This window comes from Psychroserpens jangbogonensis, assembly GCF_000797465.1.
Taxonomy (GTDB): Bacteria; Bacteroidota; Bacteroidia; order Flavobacteriales; family Flavobacteriaceae; genus Psychroserpens; species Psychroserpens jangbogonensis.
The window spans coordinates 393,185-406,831 of record NZ_JSWG01000006.1; the positions used below are offsets into that span (position 1 = coordinate 393,185).

At 31.1% G+C, this 13,647-nt stretch carries 11 protein-coding genes; 10 read left to right on the plus strand and 1 reads right to left on the minus strand.

Annotated features, from left to right (window positions below; genetic code table 11):
• Window positions 1-68: 68 nt before the first annotated feature.
• Genes RH81_RS05135 through RH81_RS05165 form a run of 7 tightly spaced genes read left to right on the plus strand, consistent with a single transcriptional unit; the run spans window position 69 to window position 8,040 of the window.
• Window positions 69-1,184, plus strand: coding sequence for an O-antigen ligase family protein (locus RH81_RS05135; protein WP_033958599.1), 1,116 nt, complete (start codon window positions 69-71; stop codon window positions 1,182-1,184).
• Window positions 1,185-1,196: 12 nt separating this feature from the next.
• A complete protein-coding gene (gene asnB / locus RH81_RS05140; protein WP_033958602.1) occupies window positions 1,197-3,047 on the plus strand; it encodes an asparagine synthase (glutamine-hydrolyzing) in 1,851 nt (616 codons plus the stop codon).
• 7 nt (window positions 3,048-3,054) lie between these two features.
• Window positions 3,055-4,131 carry a glycosyltransferase gene (locus RH81_RS05145; RefSeq protein WP_033958603.1) on the plus strand — a complete coding sequence of 359 codons (1,077 nt, stop codon included), beginning with the start codon at window positions 3,055-3,057 and terminating at the stop codon, window positions 4,129-4,131.
• A complete protein-coding gene (locus RH81_RS16375) occupies window positions 4,131-5,240 on the plus strand; it encodes a glycosyltransferase (RefSeq protein WP_052172424.1) in 1,110 nt (369 codons plus the stop codon). Before RH81_RS05145 ends, RH81_RS16375 begins: the two co-directional genes overlap by 1 nt.
• A gap of 2 nt (window positions 5,241-5,242) precedes the next feature.
• Entirely contained in the window at window positions 5,243-6,388 is a 1,146-nt protein-coding gene (locus tag RH81_RS05155; protein WP_033958606.1) for a glycosyltransferase family 4 protein, read from the plus strand.
• On the plus strand, window positions 6,388-7,014 hold the full coding sequence (locus tag RH81_RS05160) for a sugar transferase (protein ID WP_033958607.1): 627 nt from the start codon (window positions 6,388-6,390) through the stop codon (window positions 7,012-7,014). The genes RH81_RS05155 and RH81_RS05160 overlap by 1 nt, the downstream gene beginning before the upstream one ends.
• A complete protein-coding gene (locus tag RH81_RS05165) occupies window positions 7,015-8,040 on the plus strand; it encodes an ATP-grasp domain-containing protein (protein ID WP_033958608.1) in 1,026 nt (341 codons plus the stop codon).
• Here the strand turns inward: RH81_RS05165 and RH81_RS05170 are convergent.
• On the minus strand, window positions 8,030-9,286 hold the full coding sequence (locus RH81_RS05170; RefSeq protein ID WP_052172425.1) for a GNAT family N-acetyltransferase: 1,257 nt from the start codon (window positions 9,284-9,286) through the stop codon (window positions 8,030-8,032). The two genes, RH81_RS05165 and RH81_RS05170, sit on opposite strands and share 11 nt — an antisense overlap.
• Before the next feature lie 124 nt (window positions 9,287-9,410).
• Here RH81_RS05170 and RH81_RS05175 point away from each other — a divergent pair, with 124 nt between their 5' ends.
• The 3 genes from RH81_RS05175 to RH81_RS05185 all read left to right on the plus strand — a co-directional run bounded on the left by RH81_RS05175 (window position 9,411) and on the right by RH81_RS05185 (window position 13,626).
• Window positions 9,411-10,415, plus strand: a complete 1,005-nt coding sequence (locus RH81_RS05175; protein ID WP_033958610.1) for a polysaccharide deacetylase family protein — start codon at window positions 9,411-9,413, stop codon at window positions 10,413-10,415.
• Between the two features lie 197 nt (window positions 10,416-10,612).
• A complete protein-coding gene (locus RH81_RS05180; protein ID WP_033958611.1) occupies window positions 10,613-11,740 on the plus strand; it encodes an aminotransferase class I/II-fold pyridoxal phosphate-dependent enzyme in 1,128 nt (375 codons plus the stop codon).
• Complete coding sequence (locus tag RH81_RS05185; RefSeq protein ID WP_033958615.1) at window positions 11,734-13,626, plus strand: polysaccharide biosynthesis protein; 1,893 nt, start codon at window positions 11,734-11,736, stop codon at window positions 13,624-13,626. Before RH81_RS05180 ends, RH81_RS05185 begins: the two co-directional genes overlap by 7 nt.
• Window positions 13,627-13,647 lie beyond the last annotated feature (21 nt).

Below are 13,647 nucleotides of genomic sequence, written 5' to 3' on the forward strand. Positions count from 1 at the left end.
TTCTATATGGTAAATTTTTAATTTCTTTACTTCGAATTTTTAATCCAAATTATTTCTAATAGACATAAATGAAAATATTAAGATTCATTGTAATTACATTCTCTATTTGGTATCTGCCTACGTTTATACTCCAGGTTTCTGGAGAAACAGCTGGCTCATACACTAGTTATTTAATGTTTATAATGATTCTTGGGTATTACTTTTTAGCACCTAAAGTTAAACCTAATTTTTCCCTTATATTTTTAGGAATTTCATATTTTATAATTTCAGGATTAGGCTATTCTGGTGAATTTGATTTTTTTGCTTTCAAGTTCCTTAAGTTTCTTATTTTCATATTAGGAATGAGTGAGCTAGTAACACGATGCAAACCCAATTACCTATTCTATTTTTTACTAGTAGGAGCAATTAGTATAATTGTTAATGCCGTATTCTTTGCACATATATATGGAAGGTATAGTGGATTTTATCTCAATCCAAACCTAGCTGCCCTAGTGGCTTTGATTGGTTTTTGTTTTTGTTTTAAAGTATCAAATCGAGCATTAAGAATGGTTGGTTTTATCATTTTTATCTTCGCTGGTTTTCTCACCTTCTCTCGTTATTTTATTCTCATGTGGATATGCTTGAGTATTATTTCAGTTTTTATTAATCGAAAAAATGCAGAAGTGTTGGGTATTGGTATCGGTAGTGGTATAATTATATTGGCAGTAGCTTCTTTTTTACAATTAAATACTGAGCGATTTACCGCTATAGAAAATATACTTGGGAACCAAGTTGAGCAAGGCACAAAGGTTTTATCGCAAGATTCTAGGATTGATACCTGGTCATCTTTTTCCGAAGATATTTTAAATAATGTCATCTTTGGTAAAGGATATTCTTCAATGAGCGGAGATATTGGCAATAGTGTTGGTGTTCACAATTCCATTTTATTAACTATAGGCGAAGCTGGAATAATTCCGTTTTTCATTATGATCATTCTATTTAGTAGACTTTTTTACCTTGGATTAAAGACTATAAAAGAAGAATTATTCGCTGGTTTATTAAGTTTAGTAATGTGTTCTTATATTTTTGTGTCTCATAATTTTTATGATAATTACCTATTATTATTTTTCTTGACATGGCTAACATGGTATTTATCTAAACCAGCTAACGATGCTGAATCTGAATCTGAAATAGAAACAATATAAAACAATTTATTTATGTGTGGAATATATGGTACAACCATAAATTATAATGAATCACAAGTCAAAGACAAACTAAAACGCACATCTTTTAGAGGTCCAGACAAAATGGGTTGGCAGTTCTATGAACAAAATAATCATCAAATCATATTTGGACATAACAGATTGTCAATTATAGATTTAGACCCTAGATCCGACCAACCATTCACCTACTATGAGCATATTCATATCGTTTTTAATGGTGAAGTTTACAATTTCAAATCCATAAGAGAGGAACTTATAAAAAAAGGATACAAATTCCATACTACTAGTGATACTGAAGTGCTCTGCGCTGCATATTTGGAATATGGGCAAAACTGTGTTGATCACTTTAATGGCATGTTTGCATTTGTTATTTATGATGAAAAAAAACAGCAATTTTTTGGTGCTAGAGACCGTTTAGGTCAAAAACCATTTTATTACTATCATAACGGTAAATCCTTTGAGTTTGCCAGTCAGATATCCTCTATCCAACTACATATGGATAATCTTACTATATCAGAACGTGCTATTTCATACTACTTAGCTTGGGGAAACATTCCTGATCCGCAATCAATTCTCAACGAAGTAAAGAAACTTAAAGCTGGACATAAGTTTACATTTGATTTAAATACTGGAGATTTTAACACGAAACCATATTGGGATATCGACTATAAAAATAAACGTCCATTTAAAGGGTCTTACGAAGATGCCAAGCAAGAACTGAATGAGATTCTAAAAGATGCCGTTTCAACACGTCTATTTGCAGATGTACCTGTTGGTGTATTTCTTTCAGGAGGTGTTGATTCTTCTTTAATTGCGGCTAAGGCAACAGAAACAACATCAACAAAAATTAAAACCTTTTCAGTTAAATTCAATGAAAAAGGATTTGATGAAAGTAAGTATGCACAACAAGTTGCAGACCATTTACAAACTGACCACCATGTTATTGAATGTAATTATGATGAAGGAATTGACCTAATTAAAGGTTTTAATGAATTCTATGATGAACCGTTTTCAGATTCATCAGCAATACCTTCTATGTTATTAGCAAAACATACTAAAAAACATGTTACCGTTGCATTATCTGGTGATGCTGGTGATGAGAGTTTTATTGGGTACCACAGATACAACTGGACAAAAAAGAACAATAAAATATATAAATTACCTCAATCATTTAGAAAACTTTCTGCTAGTGGATTAAACTTAATTCCGAATTATAGGCTAAAAGTTATTGCTAAAGCCATTCAACATAAAGATTCAAATGAAGCCTATTTAAGTGCCATGACTGGTGTAGATCAATCATATATTAAAACAGACTATGATAATCGTGATATTGAAGAGCTGAAATATTTAATGCATGATCATAAAAATTTAATTGAGCGTATTTCAGATTTTGATACCAAAACGTATCTTAATTTTGATATTAATACTAAGGTCGATAGAGCAACAATGGCATTTTCATTAGAAGCTCGTGCACCTCTCCTTGATCATCGTGTGGTTGATTTTGCTAATTCACTACCTACTGACTTTAAATTTAAAAAAGGCATAACAAAACGCATCTTAAAAGATGTACTATACCAATCGGTTCCAGAACATATTTTTGATAGACCAAAATCTGGTTTCACTATGCCCTTTGCTCGTTGGTTCAAAGAAGATTTAAAAGACTTTGTTTTGAGTGAACTTAACGATGATGCATTAAAATTAATACCTTGTATTGATGTCGAAAAAGTTCAGTTCATGATTAAACAGCATATGGATGGCAGCTGGAATAGGTATCCTCTCATATGGAGGTTGTTGGTATTAAAACAATGGCTTAACGACAACGGAAAAGGACTTCCAATTGTATAATTAAGTGATGGAGAAAAAAATCAAAATATTATTCATTTTACCATCACTCAGACCAGGAGGAGCAGAACGTGTTGTATCTTTTATCGCACAGCATTTAGACAAAACTAAATTTGAACCTAAACTTCTTATTGTTGGATATGAAAAGAAGGCTGTATATTCTTTTGATAATATTGAAACTGTCTTTTTAAATAAAAGCCGTGTTCTTTTTGGAATTTTTGGAATTTTCAAAAACATAAACAAATTCAAACCAGATATTGTGATGACTTCAATTGCTCATCTAACAATGGTTACTGTTCTGCAATCTTATTTTTTCCGAAAAACAAAATTTGTCTCCAGAGAAGCAAATATCAAAAAAGTTAGTCGACAATATCATAATGAAATGCCATCTACTCTAGGCAACATTCTAAACAATCTTAGCTATAAGCTTTTAGACTTAGTTATTTGTCAGTCTAGGGATATGGCTAGTGAACTCATAGATTCTCATCCAAAACTTGAACAAAAAATAACAATTGTAAATAACCCAATTACAAAAGTGTATTCTTCGGAAATAAATATGCCAGAACTAACAAAGCCTCATTACATTACTGTTGGCAGATTACATGAAGAAAAAGGACATTGCAGAATTCTGTTAGCGCTTAGTCAATTAGATTATGATTTTGATTATACGATTATTGGAAAAGGAATTTATAAAGCCAACATTGTAGACAAAGCCAATTTATTAAGCATAATGGATAAAATTACATGGATAGACTTTACTGATAAAGTTCAAGAATACTTAATTGATAGTTCGGTGTTTATTCAAGGGTCTTTCGCAGAAGGCTTTCCAAATGCTTTATTAGAAAGTTGCGCTGCTGGCACTCCAGCAATTGCTTACAATTGTTTAGGTGGAACCTCAGAAATTATAGATAATGGTATTAATGGGTTTTTAGTAGATTCTGAAAACGAACTAAAAAACAGATTAATAGAATTAAAAGTAAACCCAATAGATAAGCGTCAAATCATTACATCAGTGATGAAAAAATTTAGCCCTGAACAAATCATAACGCAATACGAAAAGGCATTCACTAATCTCGTTAAATATTGATGCAAAAAAAACAAACTATAGATTGGCTTTTTGTACTTCCAGATGATTTAATTGGAGGAGGAGCTCAGCAGGTATTATATACAATCATCAATTATTTTATAGCACATGGTAAAAGTTGCACAGTAATATTTACAGTTAGAAAAAAGCATCATGGGTGGGAATCTTTAGAGAGTAAATGCAATATTGTATATCTTGATTATAGTTCGGTCTATAAAGGATATTTTGGTGCTTTCAGTTATATAAGAAAACTGTCTAAGACTCATATCATTAAACATGCTATTAGTTCTCAAGCACTAATTAATGGGCTTCTTGGTTTTTTAAAGTTTGTGAAAATTCTAAAAAATACAAAATTGGTTTTAAGAGAATCTACATCCATATTTTTAAGATTTAAAGGGTTTAAACTCTTACTGTACAAAACGGCGTACAAATTAGGATACAAGCAAGCAGATTTGATTATTTGTCAAACAGATTTAATGAAACAACAACTTTTAGAAGCTTTACCTTGGTTAACTAAAAAAGATAAAGTTGTCGTTATACCTAATCCAGTAAATCTTGATGAAATAAGCACAAAAGCGAATGAAGTGATTAATTTTGAAATTGATAATTTTATAGTTGCAGCTGGTCGCTTTATTCCAGAAAAAGGATTTGATCTCCTTATTGATGCGTTCAATCTTTTAGATGACAAAACCTTAAAGCTGGTTATTCTAGGAATTGGTTCAGATGATGAACAACAAAAACTAGTTAGTCAAATTGAAGCTCTTGGTCTACAAAAGCGTGTCAATTTATATGGTTATGTGAAAAATGTATATCCTATTTTTAGTAAAGCAAAACTTTGTGTTGTATCCTCAAGAATTGAAGGGTTCCCTAATGTATTATTGCAAATGATGTCTCAAAACAATAATGTTGTGAGTACAAAATGCGCTGGTGAAATCGCAAATATTAAAGGTTTATTTACTTGTGAAACATATGATTTCACTGCATTATACACCGTTATGGAAAAAGCACTTATCAATAACAAAGATAATAAGAATTTGTATTTTAACGATTATAATAAATCAAGATCAATTGGTAACTTTATCAATACAATGCTAAACCAAATTAACAATTAATAATGCAAAAGTTAATACGTATAACAACAGTTCCTTCATCCTTAAGAACTCTCTTAAGAGGACAGTCGCTGTTTATGAGCAAGTATTATGAAGTTATAGGTGTTTCAGGTGCTGGAGATGCATTAAATGAAGTAAATCAAAATGAAGGCATTAGAACTCATGTCGTTGAAATGACAAGAACAATCACGCCTTTTAAAGATCTAAAAGCTGTATATCAACTTTATAATTTTTTTAAAGCTGAAAAACCCTTTATAGTTCATACACATACACCTAAAGCAGGAACTGTAGGAATGCTTGCGGCTAAGTTAGCTGGTGTCCCACATCGTTTACACACTATTGCAGGTTTACCTTTGCTCGAAGCAACTGGCAATAAGCGTAAATTATTAAATGTTGTTGAAAAATTCACTTATCGTTGTGCGACAGGTATTCTTCCAAATTCTTTTGGACTAGAACAAATTATTTTAGACTACAAGTTTACAAAACCAAATAAACTCAAGGTAATTGGTAATGGAAGCTCTAATGGAATTAATACCGAACACTATGATACCGATCTAGTTACTGAAGACGTTAAAGCAATTCTAAAAACAGAATTAAATATTTCTAAAGAAGACGTTGTTTTTATATTTATAGGACGAATTGTAAGAGATAAAGGGATTAATGAACTTGTAGCTGGATTTAATTCCTTAACAGAAAAGAATAACAATTGTAAACTCATATTAGTTGGTCCTAGAGAAAATCACTTAGATCCTTTATTGCCAGAAACTGAAACCTTAATAAAAGCTAATAAACAGATTCTAGCTGTTGGTATGCAAAAAGATATTAGACCTTATGTTGCTATTTCAAATGTACTCACTTTCCCTAGTTATCGTGAAGGTTTCCCAAATGTTGTACTTCAAGCAAGTTGTATGGGATTGCCTTGTATTGTTGGCAATATAAACGGTTGCAATGAAATAATAGAAAACAATATGAACGGGTTAATCATTCCTGTGAAAGATGCTAAGGCAATCGAAGATGCCATGCAGTTTATGATTGATTTTCCTAAAAAACGTCAAGCCATGATTGCACATACACGTACTAGAATTATTGAACGCTATAAGCAGGAATTTGTTTGGAATGAAATACTAAAAACCTATCAAAATCTAACGTAATGAAACTATATGGAAATGTCATAAAACGTCTATTAGACCTAGTTACAGCGAGCATTGGCTTCTTGCTTGCCTTCCCTATTTTTATTATAGTTTGGATTGTATTACTCGTAAAAAACAATGGTAGCGCATTCTTTTTTCAAGAACGACCAGGAAAAAATGAACGCATCTTTAAGATTATCAAGTTCAAAACAATGAATGATAAAAAAGATGCCAGTGGAGAACTTCTTCCTCCAGGAGATCGTCTAACAAAAACTGGAATTTTTGTAAGAAAGTATTCCTTAGATGAAATTCCACAATTATTAAATGTTATAAAAGGCGATATGAGTTTAATTGGCCCAAGACCTTTGTTAATTAGATACTTACCTAGATATAATAAATTTCAAAAACAAAGACACAATATCAAACCAGGAATTACAGGTTGGGCTCAAGTAAATGGAAGAAATGCCATAAGTTGGGAGCAAAAGTTTGAATATGATGTTTGGTATGTAAACAACATTTCTTTAAAATTAGATATAAAAATTATATTTTTAACCATCTATAAAGTTTTTAAGAAAGATGGAATTTATAGTGTAGATAATGATATTGTACCTGATTTTATGGGTACAGAAACTAACCAAAATATATAAATGAGTTTAAATTTACTTTTTACTTGTGCAGGTCGACGTAATTATTTGATTAATTATTTTAAAGAAGCCATAAAAGGTCAAGGCCAAATTTTTACTGCTGACATGAGCACCTCTGCTCCTGCTATGGTTGATGCTGACGTTGCTATTGTTGTACCAAGCATTTATGATGACAATTATATTACAGATTTAAAAGATATCGTCATAGCACATCAAATTGATGCTATAATTTCCCTTAATGACCTAGAGTTACCTATTTTATCAAAGCATAAAGTTGATTTAGAAAAAACTGGTGTTAAAGTTATCATTTCAAGTGAAAGTGTTATTGACATTGCATTTGATAAAATGAAAACGTTTGATTTTATATCAGAAATCGGCTTAAAAACTCCTCAAACTTATACCTCTCTTAAAATAGCGAAAGAAGAAATTTATAATGGAAATCTTAAATTCCCTCTTGTAGTAAAGCCTCGTTGGGGAAGTGCATCCATTGGAATTGATTTTCCAGAAACTGAAGAAGAGCTAGATTTGGCTTTTAAACTTCAGCATATAAAATTGAAAAAGTCTATTCTTAACACTGCTAGCGAACAAGATCTTGATAACGCTATTCTTATTCAAGAAAAAATGAATGGTCAAGAATTTGGTATGGATATCGTTAATGATTTCGAAGGTAATTATTACGGCACTTTTGTAAGAGAGAAAGTTAATATGCGTTCTGGTGAAACTGACAAAGCTGTATCTGTTATTGATTCCAAATTTGAAAATATTGGTAGAATTATTTCTGAAAACCTAAAACATGTAGGAAATGTAGATTGCGATGTATTTGTTGCCAATAACGAACTTTACGTTCTTGAGTTAAATCCAAGATTTGGAGGAGGTTATCCCTTCTCACATGAAGCAGGAATTGATACTACAGCAATCTATATTGAATGGTTAAAAGGCAATACAGATGTCTCGAAATTCAATCAATATAAGGCTGGAAAAATGTTCTCAAAATGTGATAGAATGCTGGAAATTAAATCTACGAACTAAAAGTAATTCGCTGCGCTTTTTTTGAACCAGAGATTATAAATTCATTAGTCTTATATGAATTCTTATATACTTTTATGTTATTAATAGCTTCCGGATTTGCAAATCCAAACGTATATACGTATTGAAGTAGAAAATCATTAGATTCCTCAGTATAATTTACGTCGATGTAATTTGAAGATAAAGCATCAAATTCTTCAAGTTTTTCAAATTTAACAACTTGATTTATAGTTGATTTAACATCTCCTTTTCCCCCTTTTAGAATATACTTATACTTTCTGTACAACTCATTGACTTTCTTGCGTCTCAAGAATAGCTTTAATCTAAAATAAGTTTCAATATAATTCGCAGTAACTATAGAAACTAATGACCCTGAATCGTATAACACATGATAATCAAAATCATAAGCTACATTACTCCACTTATGTTTATAATCAAAATCGCCTTTAGAAAAATCTGAAATTCTGTAATTATTTTCAAAACACCACTCTAATAATTTAATAATTGATGTCTTACCAACACTGAATTTATAGTAATCTGGATCAAATACTGTAATAGTTTCAAATAACACATCCTCAGAATGAAAATTTAAGGTAATCCCAATAGGCGTTTCGTCTCTATATACAATCAACAATGAAGCCTTTTTTTCTTGAAACATTTCATATACAAGCTGAGTGTAATAACTCCATTTTTCAGAGCTCAAATGATGGTAATTAGTTTGTTTACCGTCAAAACGTTTATTCAAAAGGTCATAAAACTGATTAAAAACAACATCAAATTCAGATTGAGAAATTTCACCATGTAAGAACGAATACCTAATATTAAAACAGGCTTCTAATTTTCTCATATTGGCCCTAAACTCTCTCCTGTTTTTTGAACTGAATTGTGAATTTATATAATCATCTTGATTCTCAAAAGAAGATATATCCATTAAAAACCCTTGGTACTGGAAAATCTTTTTAAGTTTAAGTGACGATTCCGTAGACGTGTTAAATTCTTTTACATTAAAATATTGAGGCACATCATATATCAATAACGTTTTCCCTTTATAATCTGATTTAGAATAATCTATATTATAAAATATTCCTTTGGTTAAGTTTTTTCCAATATTCTCATAAATTGGCAAAAAAGAATGCTTAAAAAACTTAACATCAGATATAAATTCAAATGAGAAAGGTTCTCTTGATCCATTAAAGTGTTTAGACCAAATTTTCACAAAAGTTGAAGAAGTAAAAGGGTTGATTTTCATTCAGATAGATTGGTTTCCCTAAATTCAATACAAAAGTAACATTTTTGATAAATTATATTCAATTTAAAGAATCAAAAATAATCTTCTTATTTTATTTACATTTGGCTCGAATATAAACAATGTTATGAAAGGTCATTTTGTTATTTCTCTAGATTATGAGATTCATTGGGGAGTTTTTGATAAAAGAACTGTTGAAGAGTATAAAGAAAACTTGTCAAATGTTGGAAAAGTTATTGATCGGCTTCTTGCGCTAAGTGACAAATATAATGTAAAGATTACATTTTCGACTGTAGGCTTTTTATTTGCCAAAGACAAAAAAGAACTGTTTGATTATATTCCAATAAACAAACCAACCTATTTAAATGAAAAGTTAAGTCCTTACCCTCTTTTAGATGGTATCGGAAATAACGAAAATGATGATCCGTTTCATTACGGGCTTTCTGGAGTAAACAAAATTCAAAACAATGGTAATCATGAAATAGGAACACATACGTATTGCCATTATTATTGTCATATACCAGGACAAACTATTGAACAATTTGATGACGATATTAATTCAGCTGTAAGTATTGCAAAATCAAAAGGTATAGAGGTTAAAAGTCTCGTTTTCCCAAGAAACATGATAGACGCTCATAAACCAAGTGACAAACCTCTACTCAATGTTCTAAACAAGCATGGGATCACATCTTTTCGAGGGAAAGAAAATTCATTTATATATAACATACATACTACAAAATTCTATAAAAACTGGTTTATTCTTAAATTATTAAAATTTTTAGATGCCTACATAAGTATTACTGGACCAAATACCTATGATGTTATAAAAATTAATAAAAGCAGTAAGGTAATCAACTTGCCTTCTAGTAGATTGCTTAGAGCATATAGTTATAAATTTAGAATGTTTGAACCTTTTAAATTGAAGCGAATAAAACGTGCAATGACTCACGCAGCAAAAAAGAACGAAATGTTTCACCTTTGGTGGCATCCTCATAACTTTGGAGCACAAACAGATGAGAATTTCTCCACACTTGAAGAGGTTTTTAAAACCTACAAGTCTCTAAATGAGACTTATGGATTTCAAAGCGAAACAATGACTGGACTTACTAATAAAATTAAAGCTACTCAATAGTAAAATATGGTCATTTCTTAATAAACTGAATATAAGTTAACGTGAAAAATTGTTTTTTATCGTTTTTATTTGGTTAGTCAAACTGTATTAATGCATCTTTATCACGAAGGTTCTGGTTTAAGCCCGAATTTTCAAGCCCAAATCCCTCACTTAACGAAAATATTGAATAGTAATAAACTTACTTAACAATTTTGATTATGGAATCTAAAATATGGTTGTCATCACCTCACATGGGTGGTAATGAGCAATCTTATGTTAACAATGCCTTCGAGACTAATTGGATTGCTCCTCTTGGTCCTAATGTTGATGGTTTTGAATCTGATCTACAAAGATATCTTAAAGACGGTAGTTTAGTAGCCGCATTGAGTTCGGGTACAGCTGCATTGCACTTAGCACTTATACTTTTGGGAATTAAACAAGGTGATGAAGTAATTTGCCAAAGCAAAACATTTTCAGCATCCGCAAACCCAATTGTGTATCAAGGCGCAACTCCCATTTTTGTTGATAGTGAAAATGAGACATGGAATATGTGTCCTGAAATGTTAGAAACAGCAATTCAAGACCGAATTAAAAAAGGAAAAAAACCAAAAGCTATTATTCCAGTGCATTTATATGGAATGCCTTACAAAGCAAATGAAATTCACAATATTGCATCAAAATACAATATTCCGGTAGTTGAAGATAGTGCTGAAGCATTAGGAAGCACTTATAAAGACAAGAAATGTGGTACGTTTGGAGATCTGTCTATTCTATCATTTAACGGAAATAAAATTATTACAACTTCTGGAGGTGGTGCTTTAGTTACAAAAGATAACGCACTTAAAGAAAAGGCAGTATTTTTAGCTACCCAAGCAAGAGATAATGCTGTTGAATATCTACACTCATCAATTGGCTACAACTATAGACTTTCAAATGTTTTAGCTGGAATTGGTAGAGGTCAAATGGAAGTGTTAGACCAGCGTGTTTCATCAAGAAGAAAAAATCACGAAACCTATAAGGCTAGCCTTAACCATATTCAAGAGATTTCATTTTTAGATGAACCAGAAGGTTTGTTTTCTAATAGATGGTTAAGTTGCTTTTTATTACCATCAGAAGATATAAGAGAAGGTCTGAGATTGAATTTATTAGAAGCCAATATAGAATCAAGACCTCTTTGGAAACCAATGCACCAGCAACCGGTTTTTCAAGCTTACCCAAGCTATATAAATGGTGTTTCAGATAACCTATTTAAAAAAGGCTTATGTTTGCCTAGTGGTTCAAACTTAACTGAAAATGAATTGAATAGAGTGATTTCTGCAATAAAAACGTATTTTAGAGCATGTTAAAACGTCAACTTCAAAACATATCGCAAAAATATGCCTCAAGATGGTTGGTAATGCTATTCGACCTTGTCGTAGTGGTGTTTACGTTTGTTATCGCCTATGTCATCCGTTTTAATTTTAAAATGGATTTTGATATTGTAGTTATGTTTAAGCAAATGCCTTTTGTTTTTCTAGCTGCTTTTATTAGTTTCTTATTTGTAGGTTCATACAAAGGCGTGGTAAGGTTTACAGGATTTAAAGATGTCGTGAATATCATTATTGGAGTAAACATTTTAGCCACTATCCTAATTGTTACTACATTTTTAAGTAGAAAACTTCACTACCAAAGTATTTTTAATATCTCTGGGTCTGTTATTTATATCCACTTGATGCTAAATATTTTATTCCTAATTGGGTTTAAACTATTTATAAAATCTATGTACAATAGTTTAATGCAGGATTTTAAAAACAATAAACGGGTGATGATCTATGGAGCTGGAAACTCAGGAATGCTTACCTATGATGCTATTACAAATGATCCAAAAAATAGTCATGAAGTAATTGCGTTTATCGATGATAATCAGAGTAAAGTAGGAAAAAAAATAAACACATTATACGTATACAGTTTAGAGAAATTAACTCCCGAATTAATAGAAAAACAGGCCATTGAAGAGGTTGTGATTTCGATACAAAACATTGAACCTACAAGGCTTCTAGAAATATCAAGTAGACTTTTTGAATTAGGATTAAAGGTTAAAATAGTCCCTCCAGTTCAAACATGGATTGATGGAGATTTAAGTGTTGGTCAAATAAAGGATGTGAAAATTGAGGATCTTTTAGGTAGAGAACCTATTACAATTATTAATCCTGCATTAGTTCATGAATATGAAAATCAAATAATATTTATTACTGGAGCTGCTGGTTCAATTGGTAGCGAAATTGCTAGAAAAGCAACGAGTTACGCTTATAAAAAATTAATATTAATAGATACTGCCGAATCTGCATTATATGAACTTCAACAAGAGTTTATTCAAAAAGGTATTAAAAATTTCATAGCTATAGTTGCTGATGTTCGAGATAAAAAGAGAATGGATAGTCTATTTACTATTTATAGACCAAAAATTGTCTTTCATGCTGCAGCCTACAAACATGTTCCTTTAATGGAAAATAATCCATATGAAGCCGTAAGTGTGAATATTGGTGGTACTAAAAACATGGCTAGCCTATCTGTAAAGCACAGCGTTAATAAATTTGTCCTTATATCCACAGATAAAGCGGTAAATCCAACTAATGTTATGGGAGCAACCAAACGTATTGCTGAGCTATACGTAAATTGCTTACAAGGCAAAGGCCAAACAAAGTTTATTACAACTAGATTTGGTAACGTATTAGGATCAAATGGATCTGTAATACCATTATTTAAGAAACAAATTGATTCTGGAGGTCCATTAACAGTAACCCACGAAGATATTACGAGATATTTCATGACTATTTCTGAAGCTTGCCAATTAGTATTAGAGGCTGCTACAATGGGTAATGGTGGGGAAATATTTGTATTTGATATGGGAGACTCCGTTAAGATCTATGACCTTGCCAAAAACATGATTATCTTATCAGGTTTGCGTTATCCTGAAGATATTGATATTAAAATAACTGGTTTACGACCAGGTGAGAAAATATATGAAGAACTTTTAGCTGATGGTGAAAAAACAAGACAAACGTATCATGAAAAAATCATGATAGCTAAAACAATAGTTATTGATGCTAATGAGATTTCTGAAAAAATCGACAACTTATGTGTAGTGAATTCAAGGGTTCAAAATCTAGAAGTTGTCTCACTTATAAAACATATCCTACCAGAATACATTTCTAATAATTCAAAATTTGAAGTATTAGATTCGAAAAAATAATAAATGCTCCTAAACAAAAAA

Bases quoted from the DNA above. Each gene is read 5' to 3' on its own strand.
- RH81_RS05135 (WP_033958599.1), top strand. From the start codon at position 69: ATGAAAATATTAAGATTCATTGTAATTACATTCTCTATTTGGTATCTG.
- asnB (WP_033958602.1), top strand. From the start codon at position 1,197: ATGTGTGGAATATATGGTACAACCATAAATTATAATGAATCACAAGTC.
- RH81_RS05145 (WP_033958603.1), top strand. From the start codon at position 3,055: ATGGAGAAAAAAATCAAAATATTATTCATTTTACCATCACTCAGACCA.
- RH81_RS16375 (WP_052172424.1), top strand. From the start codon at position 4,131: ATGCAAAAAAAACAAACTATAGATTGGCTTTTTGTACTTCCAGATGAT.
- RH81_RS05155 (WP_033958606.1), top strand. From the start codon at position 5,243: ATGCAAAAGTTAATACGTATAACAACAGTTCCTTCATCCTTAAGAACT.
- RH81_RS05160 (WP_033958607.1), top strand. From the start codon at position 6,388: ATGAAACTATATGGAAATGTCATAAAACGTCTATTAGACCTAGTTACA.
- RH81_RS05165 (WP_033958608.1), top strand. From the start codon at position 7,015: ATGAGTTTAAATTTACTTTTTACTTGTGCAGGTCGACGTAATTATTTG.
- RH81_RS05170 (WP_052172425.1), bottom strand. From the start codon at position 9,286: ATGAAAATCAACCCTTTTACTTCTTCAACTTTTGTGAAAATTTGGTCT.
- RH81_RS05175 (WP_033958610.1), top strand. From the start codon at position 9,411: ATGAAAGGTCATTTTGTTATTTCTCTAGATTATGAGATTCATTGGGGA.
- RH81_RS05180 (WP_033958611.1), top strand. From the start codon at position 10,613: ATGGAATCTAAAATATGGTTGTCATCACCTCACATGGGTGGTAATGAG.
- RH81_RS05185 (WP_033958615.1), top strand. From the start codon at position 11,734: ATGTTAAAACGTCAACTTCAAAACATATCGCAAAAATATGCCTCAAGA.